This window comes from Secundilactobacillus hailunensis (assembly GCF_005405185.1).
In the GTDB taxonomy this organism is placed as follows: Bacteria; Bacillota; Bacilli; order Lactobacillales; family Lactobacillaceae; genus Secundilactobacillus; species Secundilactobacillus hailunensis.
In genome coordinates this window covers 35,880-55,993 of sequence record NZ_BJDO01000002.1, presented here as the reverse complement: position 1 = coordinate 55,993, position 20,114 = coordinate 35,880, and the positions used below count along the sequence as shown (strand labels likewise).

The 20,114-nt window shown below is 45.1% G+C and carries 19 protein-coding genes and 1 tRNA gene; 3 read left to right on the top strand and 17 right to left on the bottom strand.

From position 1 onward, the window contains the following. Positions 1–78: 78 nt before the first annotated feature. Complete coding sequence (locus tag FFM73_RS00890) at positions 79–654, top strand: LURP-one-related/scramblase family protein (RefSeq protein ID WP_137629914.1); 576 nt, start codon at positions 79–81, stop codon at positions 652–654. Between the two features lie 56 nt (positions 655–710). Here the strand turns inward: FFM73_RS00890 and smpB are convergent, their stop codons facing one another. The 11 genes from smpB to FFM73_RS00840 all read right to left on the bottom strand — a co-directional run bounded on the left by smpB (position 711) and on the right by FFM73_RS00840 (position 13,628). Beyond that, positions 711–1,184, bottom strand: coding sequence for an SsrA-binding protein SmpB (gene smpB, locus FFM73_RS00885; RefSeq protein ID WP_137629913.1), 474 nt, complete (start codon positions 1,182–1,184; stop codon positions 711–713). A gap of 24 nt (positions 1,185–1,208) precedes the next feature. Continuing rightward, entirely contained in the window at positions 1,209–3,584 is a 2,376-nt protein-coding gene (gene rnr / locus FFM73_RS00880; RefSeq protein ID WP_137629912.1) for a ribonuclease R, read from the bottom strand. Between the two features lie 40 nt (positions 3,585–3,624). Then, on the bottom strand, positions 3,625–4,371 hold the full coding sequence (locus FFM73_RS00875) for an alpha/beta hydrolase (protein WP_137629911.1): 747 nt from the start codon (positions 4,369–4,371) through the stop codon (positions 3,625–3,627). Positions 4,372–4,443: 72 nt separating this feature from the next. Further along, a complete protein-coding gene (secG, locus tag FFM73_RS00870) occupies positions 4,444–4,680 on the bottom strand; it encodes a preprotein translocase subunit SecG (protein ID WP_137629910.1) in 237 nt (78 codons plus the stop codon). A 118-nt stretch (positions 4,681–4,798) separates the two neighbouring features. After that, on the bottom strand, positions 4,799–6,337 hold the full coding sequence (locus FFM73_RS00865) for a ClC family H(+)/Cl(-) exchange transporter (RefSeq protein WP_137629909.1): 1,539 nt from the start codon (positions 6,335–6,337) through the stop codon (positions 4,799–4,801). Between the two features lie 94 nt (positions 6,338–6,431). Beyond that, complete coding sequence (locus FFM73_RS12670; protein WP_171001142.1) at positions 6,432–7,724, bottom strand: hypothetical protein; 1,293 nt, start codon at positions 7,722–7,724, stop codon at positions 6,432–6,434. Between the two features lie 150 nt (positions 7,725–7,874). Beyond that, on the bottom strand, positions 7,875–9,194 hold the full coding sequence (gene eno, locus FFM73_RS00860; protein ID WP_137629908.1) for a phosphopyruvate hydratase: 1,320 nt from the start codon (positions 9,192–9,194) through the stop codon (positions 7,875–7,877). Between the two features lie 96 nt (positions 9,195–9,290). Next, entirely contained in the window at positions 9,291–10,046 is a 756-nt protein-coding gene (gene tpiA / locus FFM73_RS00855; protein ID WP_137629907.1) for a triose-phosphate isomerase, read from the bottom strand. Between the two features lie 157 nt (positions 10,047–10,203). Further along, positions 10,204–11,406, bottom strand: a complete 1,203-nt coding sequence (locus FFM73_RS00850; protein WP_137629906.1) for a phosphoglycerate kinase — start codon at positions 11,404–11,406, stop codon at positions 10,204–10,206. 116 nt (positions 11,407–11,522) lie between these two features. Next, complete coding sequence (gene gap, locus FFM73_RS00845; protein WP_054654137.1) at positions 11,523–12,533, bottom strand: type I glyceraldehyde-3-phosphate dehydrogenase; 1,011 nt, start codon at positions 12,531–12,533, stop codon at positions 11,523–11,525. Between the two features lie 66 nt (positions 12,534–12,599). Continuing rightward, positions 12,600–13,628 carry a sugar-binding transcriptional regulator gene (locus tag FFM73_RS00840; RefSeq protein ID WP_137629905.1) on the bottom strand — a complete coding sequence of 343 codons (1,029 nt, stop codon included), beginning with the start codon at positions 13,626–13,628 and terminating at the stop codon, positions 12,600–12,602. A gap of 252 nt (positions 13,629–13,880) precedes the next feature. Between FFM73_RS00840 and FFM73_RS00835 the strand changes: the two genes are divergently transcribed. Then, a tRNA-Arg gene (locus tag FFM73_RS00835) sits at positions 13,881–13,952 on the top strand. A 63-nt stretch (positions 13,953–14,015) separates the two neighbouring features. Here the strand turns inward: FFM73_RS00835 and FFM73_RS00830 are convergent. Beyond that, positions 14,016–14,732: a sulfite exporter TauE/SafE family protein gene (locus tag FFM73_RS00830; RefSeq protein WP_137629904.1), complete on the bottom strand. Its 717-nt coding sequence runs from the start codon at positions 14,730–14,732 to the stop codon at positions 14,016–14,018. Positions 14,733–15,008: 276 nt separating this feature from the next. Between FFM73_RS00830 and FFM73_RS00825 the strand changes: the two genes are divergently transcribed. Next, positions 15,009–15,602 carry an ATP-dependent Clp protease proteolytic subunit gene (locus FFM73_RS00825; RefSeq protein WP_137629903.1) on the top strand — a complete coding sequence of 198 codons (594 nt, stop codon included), beginning with the start codon at positions 15,009–15,011 and terminating at the stop codon, positions 15,600–15,602. A gap of 50 nt (positions 15,603–15,652) precedes the next feature. Here FFM73_RS00825 and whiA read toward each other — a convergent pair whose 3' ends face one another. The 5 genes from whiA to FFM73_RS00800 form a co-directional block, all read right to left on the bottom strand. Beyond that, positions 15,653–16,591, bottom strand: coding sequence for a DNA-binding protein WhiA (gene whiA / locus FFM73_RS00820; RefSeq protein WP_137629902.1), 939 nt, complete (start codon positions 16,589–16,591; stop codon positions 15,653–15,655). 5 nt (positions 16,592–16,596) lie between these two features. After that, positions 16,597–17,607, bottom strand: a complete 1,011-nt coding sequence (mgfK, locus tag FFM73_RS00815; protein WP_137629901.1) for a gluconeogenesis morphogenetic factor MgfK — start codon at positions 17,605–17,607, stop codon at positions 16,597–16,599. 2 nt (positions 17,608–17,609) lie between these two features. After that, positions 17,610–18,488: an RNase adapter RapZ gene (gene rapZ, locus FFM73_RS00810; protein ID WP_089136487.1), complete on the bottom strand. Its 879-nt coding sequence runs from the start codon at positions 18,486–18,488 to the stop codon at positions 17,610–17,612. Between the two features lie 150 nt (positions 18,489–18,638). Next, positions 18,639–19,175: an HdeD family acid-resistance protein gene (locus FFM73_RS00805; protein WP_137629900.1), complete on the bottom strand. Its 537-nt coding sequence runs from the start codon at positions 19,173–19,175 to the stop codon at positions 18,639–18,641. Positions 19,176–19,260: 85 nt separating this feature from the next. Beyond that, entirely contained in the window at positions 19,261–20,079 is an 819-nt protein-coding gene (locus FFM73_RS00800) for a LysR family transcriptional regulator (protein ID WP_171001141.1), read from the bottom strand. Positions 20,080–20,114 lie beyond the last annotated feature (35 nt).

Below are 20,114 nucleotides of genomic sequence, written 5' to 3'. Positions count from 1 at the left end.
ATGACTATCCATGTTAGAATGAATGTTAAATAATGCAAATTAACTGAACTAACGACAAAAATGATTGGAGGGGCTTCCATGCGCACACTGTATATTCGACAAGACAGTTTAGCCGCTAAGGGGGCCAGCGTCGTCCGCGACGAAGATCGACGCTCAATTTACCTGTTGGTCGGTAAATGGGGACGTCATCAAGACGCCCTTTCGCTGTACCAAATTAGTGGTGACCTACTCGCAGAACTGCGCCAAACGTCACTGGGCCTGCTCCCCCACTTTGATATTTACTATCAGGGTGAAAAAGTAGGAGCAATTTCAAAACGATTGGGTTTCTTTAACCAAATGATCTACATCAGCAATCTGCACTGGATCATCGTTGGTAATTTGGTCAGCGGTAATTATAAAATTTATCATGGCACCACCACGATCATGAATTCCCGTGGTGATGGCGACCTGCGTGAAATGAAAATTGCGACCGAAGAGCTGGAACCGATCTGTATCTGTATCGCAGCGACCCTCGATCACTGGGCAAGTGGCCACAGCCAGTTGAAGACACCGGCTCAGGCTTGGCACGCGACTCTTAATCGCCAATTGGGCCTGCATGGCAGCAACGCTTGGCATTATGCTAATCATCAAGTTTGGCACCGAATGTTACATTAATTAAAAGGAGCATTTGTTAATCAGTTTGTAAACTGATCAACAAATGCTCCTTTTGACTAATAGTGTTTCATCACACGTGCGATTTGACGATCCTGATCACGACGCTTGATGGTCTCACGTTTATCATATTCGTGTTTCCCTTTAGCAACACCAAGTAACACTTTGGCAAAACCGTTTTTAAGGTAGATGCGTAAGGGAACGATTGTGATCCCCTTATCCTGCGTTGCGCCAGCCAGTCGAGCAATTTCTTTCTTATGCAGGAGCAGCTTGCGGTTACGCAGCGGATCATGGTTAAAGCGATTCCCCTGGGTATACTCGCTAATATGAATGTTCATAAGCCAAGCTTCGCCATTGCGAATCTGAGCAAATCCATCAGTCAGATTGACCCGTTTAGCGCGAATCGACTTGATTTCGGTCCCGGTGAGTACCAGACCTGCTTCATAGGTATTGAGGATCGCATAATCATGCCGCGCCTTTTTATTTTGAGCCATGACATTCTTGCTAGTTGGTTTATTTTTTCTCTTGGCCAACAGTCCTCACCTCATTTCTAAAGATTAATGACTTGGTTTGTGGTTTGAACGATTACCAGATTGGGTCTGGTTTCTCGTACGGTGGACGTTGTTATTGCGGCCGCCATTGCGATTACCGTTTTTATTGTTGTTACGGTTACCGTTATTTTGAGAATGGCGATGATCGTTTGGCCGACCATTACGATTGCGGTTGCCAGAATAACTGTGGTGTTCCCGCTTTGGCAGCAGGTCAGAAACTGGCGCTGCTTTCGGATCAACTAAAGCAAAGTCAATTTGTGATTGTTCCTTGTCCACGTTGACGACCTTGACCTTAACTGGTTGGCCAATCCGGTAGGTCCGGTGGGTCTTACGCCCAACCAGTGCCAGATACTTCTCAACGTATTCATAGTAATCATCCGTTAAGCGGCTGATGTGAATCAAACCTTCAACCGTGTTCGGCAATTCAATAAACATCCCAAACTTCATGACCGAACTGACAGTAGCGTCAAATTCTTCACCAAGATGGTCAGCCATGTATTCGGCTTTCTTCATGGAATCAGTATCCCGTTCGGCGTCCACTGCCCGACGTTCCATTTCTGATGAATGGGTTCCAATCTCTTCTAGCAGATTAGCATACCGTTCTTTACTCTTAGCATTGATCCCGTTATCCTCATAGAAATGAATCAAACGGTGAACCATGGTGTCAGGGTAACGCCGAATTGGTGACGTAAAGTGGGTGTAGTATTGCGCAGCTAACCCAAAGTGACCCAAGGATTGATCGGTGTATCGAGCCTGTTTCAGACTTCTCAGCATCATCACTGAAACAACTGCTTCTTCAGGCTTGCCAGCAACGGACTTCAGCACGCTTTGCAGCGTCTTTGGCCGCAAATGATCAGGATCACCCTTAACGTTGATTCCAAAGGCGGTCAGAAATTCGAAGAAACTCTTGACCCGTTCGCCATCTGGCGTTTCATGAACCCGGTAAATAAATGGTACTTTTGCTTTATTATAGTGTTCAGCAACCGTTTCGTTAGCAGCCAGCATAAATGATTCAATCATTTTTTCAGCTAAGCCACGAACCCGTAACTTAATATCAATGGCATGGCCGGTTTCGTCCACAATGATTTCTGCTTCTTGATCATCAAAGTCGATGGCACCGCGACGCTTACGTTGCTTGTATAAAACTTTATGCAGTTCGCCCATGGCTTCAAACATTGGCACTAACTTGGCATACTTTTCACGGGTGGCATCATCGTGTGCTTCCAAGATCTTGTTCACATCGGTATAGGTCATCCGTGCTGCTGACTTCATGACACTTGGATGAATCCGGTGCTTAACAACGTTACCTTGCGGATCGATTTCCATTTCACAACTCATACATAGCCGCAAAACGCCCTCATTTAGAGAACAGATCCCGTTTGATAACCGCCGTGGCAGCATTGGAATAACCCGGTCAGTCAGATAAACACTGGTCCCACGCTTGTAAGCTTCCTGATCGATCAGTGAACCTTCCTTAACGTAGTGTGAAACATCGGCAATATGCACCCCTAAATGATAGTTACCATTGTCCAATTTCCAGACAGTAACCGCATCATCTAAGTCTTTTGATGATTCCCCATCAATTGTAACTAAGTCTTGATCAGTGATATCTTCTCTACCAGCCATTTCGGCTTCCGTGACGTGATCTGGAATAGCATCGGCTTCCTGTAAAACGTCCTCAGGAAATTCAGCTGGAATATCATGTGCGTACACGATCTGCAGAATATCGATTCCGGGATCATCGACACTACCAATGACCTTCTTGGCAATCCCAATCATGGCTAATGGGTGATCAGAGTTTGGATATTCCGTGATCTCTGCGGTCACAACTTCACCGGGCGTTGGTTTCAGACCAGTGTCCACGACGTAGAACTTGTAACGGTTCAACTTCTTATCGGTTAAACGAACTTGACCGAAATAGCCGGCATCGTCATCGGTTTGCGTAAAAGCACCTACCACGTGTGTATAGTGGTGTTCTTCGATACCAGTGACTTTACCTTCTGGACCACGGTCTGAATGCGGGTCAGCAGCACGGACGATCTCCATGTTGACCGTATCACCGTTTAACGCCAACATGGTGTTATCAGGTGCAATATAAGCATCCGGTAATTCATCATCGTAAGCGACGAACCCGAACCCCTTATCATTGGCGTGAAATACACCAGTCAGGGTGCGGGCCTTTTCATTTAGTTGAAATTCGCCTTCACTAGTGACCACGGCGATTTCTTCGCGTTCCAATCGCGCAAACTCTTGCACAATCAGTTTAAACGCTGCTGAGCCGTGATAGCCAAGGGCATCGGATACATCCTCAACCCGGAAGCGTTTTGTGGGATTTGCTCGAAGCAGATCCGTTATCTGTTGCTTTAAATTGTTATCTTCCACGATTTATTCCTCATTAATTTAGTATTTGGTTTTGTGTTACTTAGTTAAATATCCGTTTTAAATAAACTGTTAAATCTTGTTCAAGTTGCTGATGCGCATTATTGACCGTAATGACGTGACCGGCATCTTGATAGTAGTGAAAGCTGACCTCACTATGGGTCAAGGCATTCCGCAACGCATACGCCTTTTGCGCGTCGATCAACTCATCTTGACCGCCCTGAGCAACAAACGTCGGTTGCTGAATACTGCCTAGATTATCAGCTACCCGACCAGAAAACTGCCTGATCTGGGCTAATTGGTCTGGCAGGTGTGCTGTTATCCAGTCTAAACGCCGCTGCTGTTCCTCATCGCCAATTTTCAGATACTGATACGTTGCTTTGGCCAGTTTGATAAATTCCGGTACGAGGTTATTTTTCTCGGACGCAATGACGGGTGAGCTAAACGATCCGCCACCCAGTAACTGCGTATCTCCTTCTAACGCCCGCATCGCAAAAACGCCACCCAACGACAGGCCAAAAATACTAATGCGCGTAAATTGTCGATCGCGCAAAAATTGAATGGCTTTTTTTGTATCGCGCCACCATGCATCGGGCGATCCCAGCGTTAAAATGTCAGCTGGCTCAGCTGTCCCGTGACCGGTAAACATTGGGGCATAGACCGTATAGTCCAACCGTTGCAGGTACCGGCCAAGCATCCGCACATCGTTCGAATTACTAGCATAAGCATGCATTAAAATGACTGCTTGGGGCCCACCTTCAAAAAAGAAGGATCTTGGCAGCTGAATCATCTTTATTCACCTCCGGTCAGTGGTGGTAAAAAGTTAAAAATCCCCCTGTGGTCATCACAGGAGGATCTATTGCTAGTGTGAAGATAGATAGGCTAATGCTAACGCCAGCACAAAGAAAATTACTCCCAGAACAACTGTTGCCTTTTGCATGAATGCTTCAAAGCCCCGAGCCTTTTGATGGGAAAATAAGTCTGTACCGCCACCACTTAAGGCAGACATTGCATCGTCTTGCTTAGCGGGTTGCATTAACACTGCAATTATAATAAGTACACTATCGATCATCAGTAATGTTAACAGTAAATTGTACAAGAAATTGCCTCCTATTACACCTTTTGTCTCCGACAATACCTCTATACAATTTATCATAAAACGCGATAGATTGCTACCCTGTGACTCAAATTCCGGTTGTTAACAACCTCATAACTGGCTATTCTCCGGTTAACTGTTTCATTTTCCGGCGAACATGTGACAGCCTTTTTTGCGGTACGTTTAATAATAGCGTATCACCCAGACGAATCACCGTATCACCATGGGGCACGATCACGCGTTCACCACGTTTGATTTCGGTCAGCAACGTCCCTTCTGGCCAGTTCACATCCCGGGTCTGCTGACCGTCTATAATGGCGTTCTCAAACACCGGAAACTCTAACTGGGTCACTGGCTGCGATTGACCGTGATGGGCCTTGTGAAGCGACTGTTCCAGCATGGCTGCGTATACGGGCGTCCCACCCAGTACGTCAACGGTCAAATAGGCAATTAATGAAACCACCGCTAATGGCATGAGATGCTGCAGCGTCCCCACCATCTCAGTGATCAGTAAGATTGCCGTAAACGGTGCCTTACTAATGCCCGCAAAATAACCGGCCATGGCCGTGATCGTAAAGATCGGCACCAGTGCTGGACTAGCTAAATGCCAAGCTACTAATACCTGCCCAAACAAAGCACCTAAAACAGCACCTAAGGTTAAAATTGGCAGGAAAATACCACCGGGTAAGCCCGTCCCATACGCCATCATGGAATAAATGAACCGGACGACAAACACGACCAGCAAGATCATAATGCCGGGAGCTCGGCCACCAATGGAAACAATCAGCTGATTCCCACCACCTAAGATCTGTGGCAGAAATAGGCCCACCGGAATCAGGAGAATAAAGGCAATTAAACTATTATATTCATCCGGCAGCCATTTTAACTTGTGATACCAAGAACCAACTCTTAACACGACCAGTTGATAAAGCCGGCCAAATAGCCCTAATAATAGCCCCAGCAAAATCAACCAGCCATATTGTCCTAGTGGTAAGGCGTGCACATAGCTAATGTGCAATACCGGTGTTAAACCAAAGAAGAATGTTGACACAAAGTCAGCGGCGATCGCACTGGCCAGTGCTGTGATCCACACCATCGTTGAAAAATTATGATAAACTTCCTCTAAAATAAACAGGGAGCTGGCAATGGGCGCATTAAACGCCGCCGACAATCCGGCTGAAGCCCCACTGGCAATCAAGATTCGGCGCTTATTGCCCGAAATCTTCCGGCCAGCAGCAAAACCTTGTCCCACCGTGGCACCCAACTGAATGGAAGGTCCTTCACGTCCCAGAAACAAGCCGCTGCCGATAGCCAGCACACCGCCAACAAACTTTTTCCAGAGTACCGGCCACCAATGATACTCTACTTCTCCCATCAATTGACCTTCAACTTGGGGGATCCCGGAACCTTTGATCTCTGGCGTTTGCTTTAGCCAATGGCCAATCAGTAGCGTCAGTAAAACACTAATAACGAGCCAAACGCCAAGTAGCCAATAATGCTGATTAGCCTGACGAAAGAACCATTGTATCAATAGCAGCCCGTGGCTGATCAATAAGCGAAAAACGCTCACGACCACGCCGGCAATCAGGCCAATCAAGATTCCCTGCGCTACCGCATTGATTCGCGAGAAATCAATTTTTTTACGTTGTTTATCGTTCATAACGTACTCCTAACATTTTCGTTCGGCTATTATTTTAGCATATGTAAGCGAAATCCCGATGTAAAATCGGACTTTTGGTTGAATTCGTGTCGCTTTAAGCGTGCTTTTTGTGGTGTAAATGGTGATTATTTTTGGAATGGTGTTTTGACTGATGACGTTTTGCTTGACGGTGCTTTAATCGTTGACCCTGTTTTTTGATTTTACTGATTTTAGAATGTTGTTTCCGTTGTTTGATCTGACGCTTTTTATGTTTTGTGTGAGCGTGTTTATGCTTAGTCTTTTTATGCTGACTCGTTGGTTGTTTCTCCAATAATCTAGTATACCGTTGCAACAGTTGGTTAAACCGGTCTAGCAACTTCTTAAATTCTGGTGATTGGGTCAAGGCTGCATTGTTATCTAGCTGATTGGTGTTCCCGTTTGTGTCAGGATTCGGTATGGGATTAGAACCATTATTAGAATTTCCCATTGGTAAAGGTTGAGGAGTCGGTGTAGGTATTGGTTTTGGATTAGGTTCTGGTTCTGGCTTTGTCTCTGGTTCCGGCTGTGGTTTTGGCTTTGACCCTAGATCCGATTGTCCTGGCTGTGGATTCGGCTTTTCCGGTTGCTTATCCGGATTCTTTTTAACTTCAAATTGGATACTGCCATTCCCTGCTTCATCATAGCTGACTTTACGCGATTGAATTTGATAGCCTGCAGTCTTGACCTGATCAGAAAGTTGATTTAATTTTTCAGTCACCTGATTATAGGTAGCTGTACTATCCGTATCCAGGCCTTCATGAGCCACCTTTTCCCCATCAACAGTCTCATAAGTAATCTGATAATTAATTTTTTGACGATGGATAGTAGTCTCAAGTGGCGCCATATTCCGAGTAATCACGGTCTCTTTATCAGCTGCTAAAGAATAGTCAGCTTTTAGTGGTTCAGCCAAGATTGGTCGACAATTACCATCAATGGTACCCGTAACATACTGATAATCAGTAAATTGCTTGGTACTCTTGGTTGCATCGGGGTTTTCAAGCACATACCTTAATTTAGGCGTTTCCTTCTCGGCAAACAGCTTCATATTGACCGAAAGCGAGTCTTTTTCATCTTCTGGAACCTTAACAATCATAGTAGTATCTGAAGTATCAACCGGAGAATTATAATAATTTGGAAAAATAGCTCTCAGATTATAAGTCTTCGATCCTTTAGGTAAGGTTACCGAAATGATATTATTTTCCTTAGGCAAATCCCGCCAACTTTGTGATCCTGCATCTTTAACACTCTTCGTCACTACATACGTTAGATCATAGGTTTTAAATGCACTCTGATCAGCACTGGCCCTAGTGCCGGTCAGCCCCACCCCCATGGCCACTGCTATTCCGAGTAATAATCGACTATACTTCATTGCGTATTGTTCTCCTTTCTAGTGATGCCATTAACTACGCAAAATCAGCCGATTTAAATTAGAAATAAAAAAAGGGTTCTCAAACGATGTTAGTCATCATTTGAGAACCCTTAATTTATGGAATCGAGACAAGCTGCCTCAATTCATTTATTACTTGTTTTGGATAGCTTCGCGAGCTTGTTCGCTCAAGTTGTAGAATGAGTGAATGCCTTTGTAGTCTGAAACTTCGCCAAGTTGATCTTCGATACGCATCAATTGGTTGTACTTAGCGATCCGTTCGCCACGGCTCATTGAACCAGTCTTGATTTGACCAGCGTTCAATGCAACAACTAAGTCAGCAATGGTGGTATCTTCAGTTTCACCTGAACGGTGTGAAATGATAGCAGTGTAACCTGCTTCTTTGGCCATTTCAACGGCTTCAACAGTTTCAGTCAAAGTACCGATTTGGTTAAGCTTGATTAAGATCGAGTTAGCAACGCCCATCTTGATACCCTTTGCAAGGTAATCAGTGTTCGTAACGAACAAGTCATCACCGACGATTTGAACCTTCTTGCCTAAGCGAGAAGTAGCCATCTGCCAGTCTTCCCATTCGTTTTCGTCCAATGGGTCTTCGATTGAAACAACTGGGTACTTGTCAACGATGCTTTCAAGTAAGCTGACAAATTCTTCAGCAGTGTATGACTTGCCGTCACCCTTAAGGTCGTAAGTCTTAGTTTCAGTGTTGTAGAATTCTGATGAGGCACAGTCAAAGGCAATTGCAACATCCTTGCCTGGCTTGTAACCAGCCTTCTTGATCGCTTCAACTAAGATTTCGAATGGTTCTTCGTTGTTCTTCAAGTCAGGAGCAAATCCACCTTCGTCACCAACGGCAGTTGAGTAGCCACGGTCGTTTAAGATAGCTTTCAAAGCATGGAAAGTTTCTGAACCCATCCGAACAGCTTCCTTAATCGAAGGTGCACCAACAGGCATGATCATGAATTCTTGGAAATCAACCTTGTTGTTAGCATGCTTCCCACCATTGATAACGTTCATCATTGGAGTAGGAAGGACGTGACCATTGAAGCCGCCTAAGTAGTTGTATAGCGGAACTTCAAGTTCGTCAGCAGCAGCACGAGCAGCAGCTAATGAAACGCCTAAGATAGCGTTAGCACCAAGCTTGCCCTTGTTAGGCGTACCATCTAACTTGATCATAGCCTTATCAATTGAGATTTGGTCAGTTACATCGTAACCAACGATTTCCTTAGCGATAATGTTGTTAACGTTGTCAACGGCTTTAGTAACACCCTTGCCACCGTAACGAGACTTGTCACCATCACGTAATTCAACGGCTTCATGTTCACCAGTAGATGCACCTGAAGGTACGATTCCACGGCCAACAGCACCGGCTTCTGTGTAGACTTCAACTTCAACAGTTGGGTTACCACGTGAGTCTAAGACTTCGCGGGCGTAAATATCAGAAATAATTGACATTATATTCTCTCCTTATGAAAGTTTATCCTAGCGGGAAACAATTCCCCGCAGTCTATTCTATTAGTTTACCTTTGAACTTGCAATTACTATTTGAGTTTATTTTTGGTAGTGGACCAATTGTAAAAATGTTTCCGGGTCCAGACTCGCACCACCAGCCAAAACACCATCGATATTTTGCTTCGCCATAATCTGAGAAATATTTTCTGGATTAACACTGCCGCCATATAAAACCCGCATCTGGTTAGCAACATCGTCACCATATAAATCAGCAACCGTCTGGCGAATAAGGTAGCAGCCCTCTTCAGCCTGATCAGCCGAAGCAGATTTACCGCTGCCAATGGCCCAGCTAGGTTCATAGGCAATCACTAACTGACGCGCCTGAGCATCGGTGATGTCCTTTAAGGCACCGGTCACTTGACTGACCACCCAGTGGATCTTTTCGCCGGCTTCCAAACGTCCCATCGTTTCATCACAGCACAAGATCGGTGTCATGTGATTGCGATAAACCGCGTGGACTTTTCGGTTAATAATATCATCGGTTTCGTTAAAATAACTCCGCCGCTCAGAATGGCCGACAATGACGTATGGAATGCCCATCTTAGCCAGTGCCTGCGGTGAGGTTTCACCGGTAAACGCACCAGCATCCTCATAGTAGCAATTTTCAGCACTAATTCTTAATCGTTTTGCCCCATTAGCTTCAATCATCGTTTCTAATAAAATAGCCGGTGCTGCGATCGCCGTTTCAACTTGATCCGGTTCAGGCAGCTGATCTGACACAATTTGCATAAACGAGCGGGCGTCATCGACAGACTTATTCATCTTCCAATTACCCGCAATCAGTGGTATCCGCACAGTTAACGCTCCTTTGTTCAGTCATTTAAACACAACACCATTCTATCGAAATGAAACCGTTTTAGCTAGTGAAGTTAATCGCCATTTTTAGAAATCAGCTTAACAACTAAAAACTAGCAAAGAAGCCGGGACGATCATCCCAGCTTCTTTAGTTGATTTACTTTTCGCTGATAGCAGCAATACCAGGTAAAGTCTTACCTTCAAGGTATTCCAATGAAGCACCACCACCGGTAGAGATATGGGTCAGCTTGTCGCCAACGCCAAGTTGTTGAACAGCAGCAGTTGAGTCACCGCCACCGACAATGGTTGTGGCATCAGTCAAAGTACCCAAGTACTTACCGATTTCAAGGGTTCCTTCAGCGTAGTTGCTCATTTCGAACACACCCATAGGCCCGTTCCAAACAACTAACTTAGCTGACTTCAAAACGTCTTCGAAAGCCTTTACTGACTTAGGTCCGATATCCAATGCCATGTAGCCATCAGGAATGTCGCCGTCGACAGTCTTGTGAGCAGCATCGTTATCGAACTTCTCAGCAACAACGGAATCAACAGGCAATACTAACTTGTCGCCAGCCTTGTCCATGATCTCTTTAGCTAAATCAATCTTGTCTTTTTCAACTAATGAGTTACCAATCTTCATACCCTTTGCAGCGTAGAAGGTGTAAGTCATACCACCACCGATGATAACCTTGTCAGCTTTGTCTAATAAGTTGTCAATAACACCGATCTTATCAGAAACCTTAGCACCACCTAAGATAGCAACGAATGGGTGAGCTGGGTGAGAAACGGCACCACCGATAAACTTGATTTCCTTTTCCATCAAGAAACCAGCAGCGGTTTGTGGCATGTTAGAAGCGATACCAACGTTAGAAGCATGTTGACGGTGAGCAGTACCGAAGGCGTCGTTGATAAAGACGTCGCCAAGTGATGCCCAGTACTTACCTAAGGCTGGATCGTTCTTTGATTCGCGCTTAACTTGTTCGCCGTTCTTAACATCTTCGTAACGGGTGTTTTCCATAACTAAAACATCACCGTCATTCATGTTGTTGATGGCATCTTCAAGCTGTTTGCCTTCAGTTACGGGAACGAAGGTAACGGGCTTGTTCAGCAAGTTAGAAAGCCGTTCTGCAACTGGACGCATTGACAAACCTGGCTTGTCGTCTTCTGACTTAACCCGGCCAAGGTGAGAAAGCAAGATGGCCTTACCATCATGTTCGATAACGTATTTGATGGTTGGTAATGCAGCAACGATCCGGTTATCGTTACCAATGACACCGTTTTTGATCGGCACGTTAAAGTCCACGCGCATTAAAACTTTTTTGTCCTTTAAATCTAAATCTGAAACAGTTAATTTAGCCAATTTTAAGTCCTCCTGATTTATATCAAGTTGATCATTGTGACCTATGGTACAAGTCAATTGTTGTAAAAGGCGGAGAAAGTCTCCCTCCTCCGCCTTTTAGTTTTTTCTAATTAATATTAAAGTGAAGCAAACTTCAACAAGGTACGAACCATGTTGCAAGTGAAGCCCCATTCGTTATCGTACCAAGCAACAGTCTTAACTAATTGAGCGTCGCCAGCAGAGGTAACTTCAGTTTGAGTTGGGTCAAATACTGAACCATGAGGGTCGTCAATGATGTCGGTTGAAACGATTTCGTCATCGTTGTAACCAAAGGCATCGTTGTCAACAGTGTGCTTCTTGATTGCTGCGTTAACTTCGTCAGCTGTAACCTTCTTGTTCAAGATAGCAACTAATTCAGTCAATGAACCATCAACAACGGCAACACGTTGTGCGTGGCCTTGTAATTTACCATTCAATTCTGGGATAACTAAGCCAATAGCCTTAGCTGCACCAGTTGAATGAGGAATCGTGTTGATGCTTGCAGTACGGTTGTTACGCATCTTTTTACCGCGAGGGCCATCAAGAATTTGTTGAGTTGAAGTAAAGGCATGGATAGTAGTCATAGTACCTACTTTGATGCCGAATTCTTCGTTCATGAAGTAAGCTAATGGTGCCAAGCAGTTGGTTGTGCATGAACCAGCTGAAACAATCTTGTCATCAGCCTTTAAGGTATCCAAGTTAACACCTGGAACAACAGTACGAATGTCACCTGCAGGAGCTGAAACTAAGACACGCTTTGCACCGGCGTCCAAGTGAGCTTGTGACTTTTCTGCTGAAGTGTAAAAACCAGTACATTCGAGAACAAAGTCAACCCCGTCGTTTTTAACCCAAGGAATGTTTTGTGCCTTTGGTTCTGCATATACAGGGATTTCCTTGCCGTCAACAACGATACCTTTATCAGTTGCTGAAACTTCGCCAGGGAAACGACCATGTGTTGAATCATACTTGAGAAGGTATGCCAGCATTGAAGGAGTAGTCAAATCATTGATTGCTGTTACTTCGATGTCGTTAGAATGAAGTTCGTGGATCCGCTTGAATGCTAAACGTCCAATACGGCCAAAACCGTTAATACCAATTTTTACAGTCATAACTGTGTTTTCCTCCTTAGGAAGTTAAAAAATAATTATTTTAAACAGCGACACTAGTATATAGTATCACTTCTTTAAAATCATGTCAGCTAATCCTTCGTCCGTGATTAAAAATGTTTTAGCCGGAGGAATTTTGAAATATGCCTCAACTGCGGCAGCCTTACTGTGGCCACCAGCAACTGCAACGACCAGATCCATGCGATCCAGATCCGAGATCGACAAGCCTAGTTTGGGAACCCGGTAAACGATTTGACCATTTCGATCAAAGAAATCACCAAAAGCTTCCCCAACCGCGTGCCGGTTAACTAACGTTGCCGTTACCTCAGCGGACATTTGACGCCGTTTGGCCATTGCCATTGCGTCGCCCACACAATGAATCGCCACGTTGGCATGGTCGATCAAATCAAGGGTCTGTGCAATAGCTGGTTCCTGACGTAATGAGGTTGATGCTAATTTGGAACTTAACTCGGGTAAATACAGTGCTTGAAAATGACCATTGGTTGCTTCAGCCATTCGCGCACAGACCGTATTGGCCTGAATCTTAGGGGACTCACCCATGCCGCCCCGAGCCGGCACAAAGGTTAATTGCCGGTTATCAGCTAACGTGGCTGATAGCGTTTCGGCGACAGCGGCCATTGTGGTCCCACCCATGACGGCAACAACGCTTTCACCAGTTGGCAGCTGCTGCCGCAGTAAATCGTTAGCAGCTTCACCCATCGTTCGTTTAACGTCTGGGCGATCATCTGAATCACCAGAAACGATCAGACAATCCTTTAAGCCAAGCCGGGTTTTGAGCTGTGTCTCCTTCTTACGAAGACCCGTTAGATCTGCTACCAGTGGCTGCAAATTCAGAATCGCCGTCTGGCCATCATCAGTCAGCCACACACCGTTAGTCTGCATTGAGACTAATCCAGTGTCCAGTAAACTGTCGAGGTCAGTCCTCACCGTTCGTTCGGTAAGCGCCAATCGTTCAGCCAAAGAGCGGCGGCCAACCGGCTGTGTCTGTCGAATCATCAACAGCAGCGAATAGCGTCTGAGCAGTTTCTGGGTCATTTTCGGAACAACCGCATTCACCCATTTCCACTCAAGATCCATAGTTTTAACCAACTCTCCACCATCAGATGGGACAGTATATGTCCCATAGTGACGTAATGTGACCCATGCAGGTCAAAATTTAATGGGCACTTATCATTACCCACAAACAAGATTATAGCAGGGGGCCTAGTTAAATGCAAACAACTTACCAAGTTTCTAATATCACATCAATGCTATAGCAATTATTGGATTTCCCCTTGAATTTATATACAAATTCAGGTATAGTATTCTAGTGTTGTAAAGCAGATATATGCGCCCGTAGTGTAATGGATCGCACGTAAGATTCCGGTTCTTGAAATGAGGGTTCGATTCCCCCCGGGCGCATCAGAAGAATTAACGTTATGAAAAAACAGACTACCGAAATCGGTAGTCTGTTTTTTGCACTCACTAAAAGAACAAATAATAAAGTCCTGCTAACCCGATAAAGCGGTAGATCCAGGGCTTGATTGTCGCCAGATTCCACCGGTTGGATAAGCGGGAAGCCACCATTGTGCCAATTACCCCAGCCAACATGCCGGCTAAGATATAGGGCACCAGCCGAGCGACTAAAATACCACTGATTACCCGAACACTGGTAATATAAAGGCCATCTAATAAGAAGAAGCCTTGAATGTTAGCAAGATATTCCGGCATTGATTTGGACAGTGACAGAAAATAGAGCGCCATTAACGGCCCGCCGATGCCAAACAACCCACTGAAGAACCCTGAAATAATCATAAATAAAATGGCAACATACCAAGGATAATGGCGGCTATCCGCATTTTTAGAGGCCAAGAAGTAGATACAAAGCGCGATTAATAACACCCCTAACATCAACCGTAAAACATGTGTATCTAATACTTTACCTAACTGCACAGACCAGGTTGCCACTACCGCATACACGATAAGCGCCGGCAGCACTCGTTTAACTTTGAAAGCGTGCCGGTAATGAAAGGCTAACGCAATTTCACTAGGCAACATGATGATTCCGCCAATTCCGGCAGCCTGCGCCATTGGCAAAATCGATGGAAAGAAGATCATCATAATAATCACGGCGCCAAAACCCGTCATCCCTTGAATTAAACCAGCTAGTAATGCTGGCAATACAATCAGTAACCACGTCATACACTTTCCCCCTGCTAAACAGTTAATTTATTTTCTAGTATGCGAACCTATTCAGACCGTGTCAAATCAAGTCATGTCATGAAAAACCGATTGATAAGAGCGTCCGTTCGCTAGATTTGTTCAAAATATGTTATCCTAAACGTGGGCATTGCGCCAAACAAGCTGACTTTTATAAACGAAGTGATTTTGTTTGACCTTTCTTGACCTTTAGGTTAAACTACAAAATAGTTAGTCAAATGACTAATCCAATATAGATCATAAGGAGGCTGCAAGACTATGAACTTAGTCCCAACGGTTATTGAACAATCTTCCCGTGGCGAACGTGCTTATGATATTTACTCTCGCCTATTAAAGGATAGAATTATCATGCTCTCCGGTCCAATTGAAGACGATATGGCAAACGCCATTATTGCCCAACTCTTGTTCTTGGATGCGCAAGATTCTACGAAAGATATTTACTTATACATCAACTCTCCAGGTGGTGTCATCACTTCTGGTATGGCGATTTACGATACCATGAACTTCATCCAGTCTGATGTTCAAACCATCGTTACTGGTATGGCGGCATCAATGGCTAGTGTTCTGGCATCTTCTGGTGCCAAGGGCAAGCGGTTTGCATTGCCACACTCACAAGTCTTGATTCACCAACCATCTGGTGGTGCTCAAGGTCAACAAACTGAAATCGAAATTGCGGCTGAAGAAATCTTGAAGGCTCGTAAGATGATCAGCAAGATCTTAGCCGATAATTCTGGTCAACCAATTGAGCGAGTTAACGCTGATACTGAACGTGACCATTACTTAACGGCTCAAGAAGCGGTTGATTATGGTCTGATTGATTCAATTATGACCAGCACAAAGGATCGTAAATAATTTTTAAAGACGTACCAAAAAAGGCGAATTCCTAGGAATTCGCCTTTTTTCTATACTACTTTAGCTGTTCTTAAACTATCTGCGTAGTCGCTAATCTTACGGAGTCGATGATTGATGCCAGATTTTGAAATAGCGCCGCTGGGCAGCATGGCCCCCAGTTCTTTCAAACTGACTTCGCTATTGGCCATCCGAATCTCAGCCACTTCCCGTAATTTAGGTGGCAGTTGGTCTAAGCCCACCGTTGATTGAATAAACTTAATGTTTTCAATCTGTTTGGTCGATGCGTTAGCCACTTTATCCATATTGGCATTTTCGCAGTTGACCAGCCGGTTCACTGAATTGCGCATATCACGCATGATACGCACGTCTTCAAATTTAAGCATGGCACTAGAAGCTCCAATTAAGGAAAGAAAGTCAGCAATCCGCTCGCCCTCTTTAATGTAGGTAATAAAACCGCCGCGCCGAGCTGTCGTCCGGGCATTTAAATCATAGTGATTGATCATGTCCGCAATCATCTGATTATGGTCTTCATATACGGAATAGATTTCCAAATGATAACGCGACGTTTCTGGATTATTAACTGATCCACCAGCCAAAAAAGCGCCTCTTAAATACGACCGAACCTGACCGTCGCTTTTTAACAGTTCAGGCGACACTTTTTCAGTCAGCTGACCATCCTTAAAAATACCGAGGTCAGCCAAAACTTTATCGGTACCTTCGTTCACCCGGACAATGTACAGGTTGTTCTTCTTGAGCTTCATCTTACGCCGGACCATTAACTCACTTTCCACATCGTAAAACTGCTTCAAAAGTTGGTAAATTCGCCGTGAAATAGCCGGATTCTCGGTTTGAATGTTGAGGACAAAGTGGTGATTAGAAATCGCAATCGACCCATTCATCCGAATCAAAGCAATCAATTCAGCCTTGGCATTGTCACGATGAACAACAAGTGTCGTCAGCTCTTTTTTGACTTCACTGGCATATGACATTGGCACTACCTCCCTTCAGCAGACCGCGATGTGACCTGCCCCAACAGGTTCATCAGTTCGTTAACCACCAGCTCGCCGTTATGAAAGGCCCCGTTATCCCGCAGTTCCAGGAAATCGGCAGAGATCACCCGGCAGCCCTGTTCCCGTAGCCCGTGGAAATCATGGACCACTTGGCGGGACATCTCGTTCCAGCGTTGGTAATCAATGTATTCATCTGGTACCTTTTGGGTGTTGACCAATACCGTATTGATGACTTGCTGTTTTAAGTGCTGGTTCAAGACGCGCACGTGGTCGGCATCCGTGAACTTTTCGGTTTCACCTTTTTGAGTCATGATATTGCAAATATAAACCACTTCAGCCTGCGTCTTACGCAGCGCATCGCCCACGTTACCGATCATTAAGTTAGGCAGAATGCTGGTAAATAGACTCCCCGGTCCCAGCACGATTTGATCCGCATCCATAATGGCGTCGATCACTTCATCCACGGCCTTGGGCGCGACATCTTTATGGGCGCTGGAAGTCACCCACACGTGTTTGATCAGTTTGTGAGCAGCCGTGATTTCTGATTCGCCGGTTAACGTTGACCCATCAGAAAATTCGGCGTTGAGCTCCAACGGTTCGTTAGCAGCCGGGTAAATGTGACCATCGACCTGCATAATATCTGAGAGTTCCTGAACCGCGTCAAAAATACCGTGCTTCATTTCAGACAAAGCGGCGATCACGAGGTTACCTAATGCATGGCCGGCAAAGAATTGATCCTTACTGTCAAACCGGTACTGAAACAGCTGCAGTATCAATGGTGACAATTGCGACAGTGACACCACGACGTTACGAATATCTCCAGGTGGCACCACGTTTACATAGTTGCGAATAATTCCAGATGAGCCACCATCGTCTGCCACGGTTACTACGGCAGTGATGTCTACATCTTGTTCCTTAAGATTGCGAAGAATGACTGGTAAGCCGGTTCCCCCACCAATCACCACGATCTTAGGCTGATGTCGTTCTTCCATCATAGTTAATTTGATTCCTTTCGCTTTGAAATATCACGGTGAGTAATGTGCACGGGATAATCTTCTCCCAGCGCATTACCGATCCGTTCAGCCAAGGCTACTGACCGGTGCTGTCCACCGGTGCAGCCAATGGCGATGGTTAAATTATTCTTACCTTCCCGTTTATACCCGGGCAAGGTGGATTTTAATAACCCTAAAAATTGCTGATAAAAAGATTCCGTTTCCGGCTGTTTCATTACATAATCATAAACTGGCTGATCGACGCCGGTTAAATTCTTAAGCTCCGGCAGATAGTACGGATTAGGTAAGAACCGCACATCCATCACAATGTCAGCATCAATTGGCAAGCCATATTTAAACCCAAACGACATCAGTTCAATGTGAAACTTCTCAATGTCGCCCGCTTCAAAGTTATGGAAAATTTCTTCCCGCAGCTTACGCGGTGACAATTGTGTCGTATTAATGACCAGCTGGGCCGCTTGTTTAAGGGGTGCCAATAGTTTACGTTCCGCTTTAATGCCGTCCACTACTCGGCCATTTCGGGCCAGCGGATGGGAACGGCGGGTTTCCTTGTAGCGTGAAACCAGCGTCTCATCATCCGCGTCTAAGAAGACGATTTGAGCTGAGTCAGACCGATTTAGATTTGAAATATCATCCGTCATTTGAAACGTTTCGTCGTAGAAAGCTTTTGTTCGTAAATCAATCACAACGGCAACTTTTTTGATTTTGCCGGTTTCTTGAACCAGCTCCCAGAACTTGCTCATTAATGACGACGGCATATTATCGATACAAAAATAGCCAAGGTCTTCAAAGGCCTGCATGGCAACTGTTTTACCAGCCCCGCTCATTCCAGAAATAATGACTAATTGTACATCATCGTTCATTCGTTCTATCTCCAATCAATACAATCATTTAAACATTCTAACACACCAGGCGTTTCATTACTAATTTTAACCGGGTGTTTTGCAAAAAAATAACTGCCAATCAGTTAAACCTCACTGGCAGTCCTTTATGATTACTATTTTAACCGTTAATTATCGCCGGGCAAACGCTAGCATAATCGCATTAATGCCAAAAACGATCAGGTAAAACCCAATTAGCCACGTCATCGACATAATGGCAATGATTGGGTTGATCAGCAGCATGATGCCAATGAGCAATGACAAAATATCTAAAATCAGCGAGGCAATAAAATAGCCAGAACCAAAGTCACGCAGGTGTCCCACCACCATTAAGCGCTCAACCGCGTCGATCAAGAACCAGAAGGCCACTAGGTACCCCAGCACCACGATGCCGCTGCTGGGTCTAATGATAAAGAAAACGCCGATCAATAAGTCAATCAAGGCAAACACCAAGGCCGCATTGGCCCAGTTACCAACAAATTCCCGCAGCTTGCTAACACCAGATAACGTCGTCAGCCCACTGAGAATCGCTAAAAAGCCAAAAATGACTGCCATCGCTGTCAGACTGACTCGCGGTATCCCAACGACGACGTAAGCCGCAATCAAGCTTAAAACACCCGTAATTAATTCGTGCCAGTCAAATCCCCATTTCGGTCGCATACTAAACATATCCCTCACTCCTTATCCTGTATATTCAATAATATAAGTTAATCATAGCGATTGTGGCGACTAAGGGCAACCCATTAGATGCCAGTTATTGCTTCATGGCCCGACTCAGTACCGCCCTTGAACTAGCTAACTGAGCGTTGGGCTGTTGATCCAGACCAATCAGGTAAAAATGTCGATGATACTGTTCCCCAATCGACTGATGGGTAACGTTATTTGGCAGTATCCCTTCAGACATCAGTGTTTTTCCAATGCCGTGAGTCAGCAAGCCAATAATACTCTGGTTGCTGTCCACAACTAGTGTCCGCTGTGGTACGATGCCTTGCTCATGCAAGTAGGCTTCCGTATAGTGGCGTACACCGGAACCGGGCTCACGTAACAGCCACAATTTTTCATCTGGACGGCCAGCTAGAACCAGCTGATCTCCTGGAAGCTCCGTTTGCAACACGTAATCGGCCACAATTGGTTTTTCAATGATGCCATACGCGACTCGCCGATCAACTACAGCCTGCAAAATGCTTTCAGAGTTCATCGTTTGAATTTCAAATTGAAAACGAACATCCGCCAACAGTGATTGAATCACCCGCGGCAGTAATTCAACCGAAGTAGTTTGCGAAAAGCCCAACGTCACTTTGATCTTAGGCTGTTCAACGGATTGTTTAAGCTGCTCAACGCCCTGCTCCCAGGTCCGCCGCAGCTGTTCAGCAGTGCTATACAGTCGAACTGCAGCGGGTGTGGGCTGCACTTGGCGGTGGCCGCTACGGTCAAATAAACTGATGCCAAGCTGTTTTTCCAACTGATTGATCTGCACCGAAACACTGGGTTGAGAAATAAAGAGCTGTTTAGCCGCTAACGAAAAATTACGGGTTTCATAGACGGCCATAAAGGTGATCAAAAGCTTATTCACTGTTTTTCCCCCATTCATTAGGATTATTAATAGAA

Bases quoted from the DNA above. Each gene is read 5' to 3' on its own strand.
- FFM73_RS00890 (WP_137629914.1), top strand. From the start codon at position 79: ATGCGCACACTGTATATTCGACAAGACAGTTTAGCCGCTAAGGGGGCC.
- FFM73_RS00875 (WP_137629911.1), bottom strand. From the start codon at position 4,371: ATGATTCAGCTGCCAAGATCCTTCTTTTTTGAAGGTGGGCCCCAAGCA.
- FFM73_RS00865 (WP_137629909.1), bottom strand. From the start codon at position 6,337: ATGAACGATAAACAACGTAAAAAAATTGATTTCTCGCGAATCAATGCG.
- FFM73_RS12670 (WP_171001142.1), bottom strand. From the start codon at position 7,724: ATGAAGTATAGTCGATTATTACTCGGAATAGCAGTGGCCATGGGGGTG.
- eno (WP_137629908.1), bottom strand. From the start codon at position 9,194: ATGTCAATTATTTCTGATATTTACGCCCGCGAAGTCTTAGACTCACGT.
- gap (WP_054654137.1), bottom strand. From the start codon at position 12,533: ATGACTGTAAAAATTGGTATTAACGGTTTTGGCCGTATTGGACGTTTA.
- FFM73_RS00840 (WP_137629905.1), bottom strand. From the start codon at position 13,628: ATGGATCTTGAGTGGAAATGGGTGAATGCGGTTGTTCCGAAAATGACC.
- FFM73_RS00830 (WP_137629904.1), bottom strand. From the start codon at position 14,732: ATGACGTGGTTACTGATTGTATTGCCAGCATTACTAGCTGGTTTAATT.
- FFM73_RS00825 (WP_137629903.1), top strand. From the start codon at position 15,009: ATGAACTTAGTCCCAACGGTTATTGAACAATCTTCCCGTGGCGAACGT.
- whiA (WP_137629902.1), bottom strand. From the start codon at position 16,591: ATGTCATATGCCAGTGAAGTCAAAAAAGAGCTGACGACACTTGTTGTT.
- mgfK (WP_137629901.1), bottom strand. From the start codon at position 17,607: ATGATGGAAGAACGACATCAGCCTAAGATCGTGGTGATTGGTGGGGGA.
- rapZ (WP_089136487.1), bottom strand. From the start codon at position 18,488: ATGAACGATGATGTACAATTAGTCATTATTTCTGGAATGAGCGGGGCT.
- FFM73_RS00805 (WP_137629900.1), bottom strand. From the start codon at position 19,175: ATGTTTAGTATGCGACCGAAATGGGGATTTGACTGGCACGAATTAATT.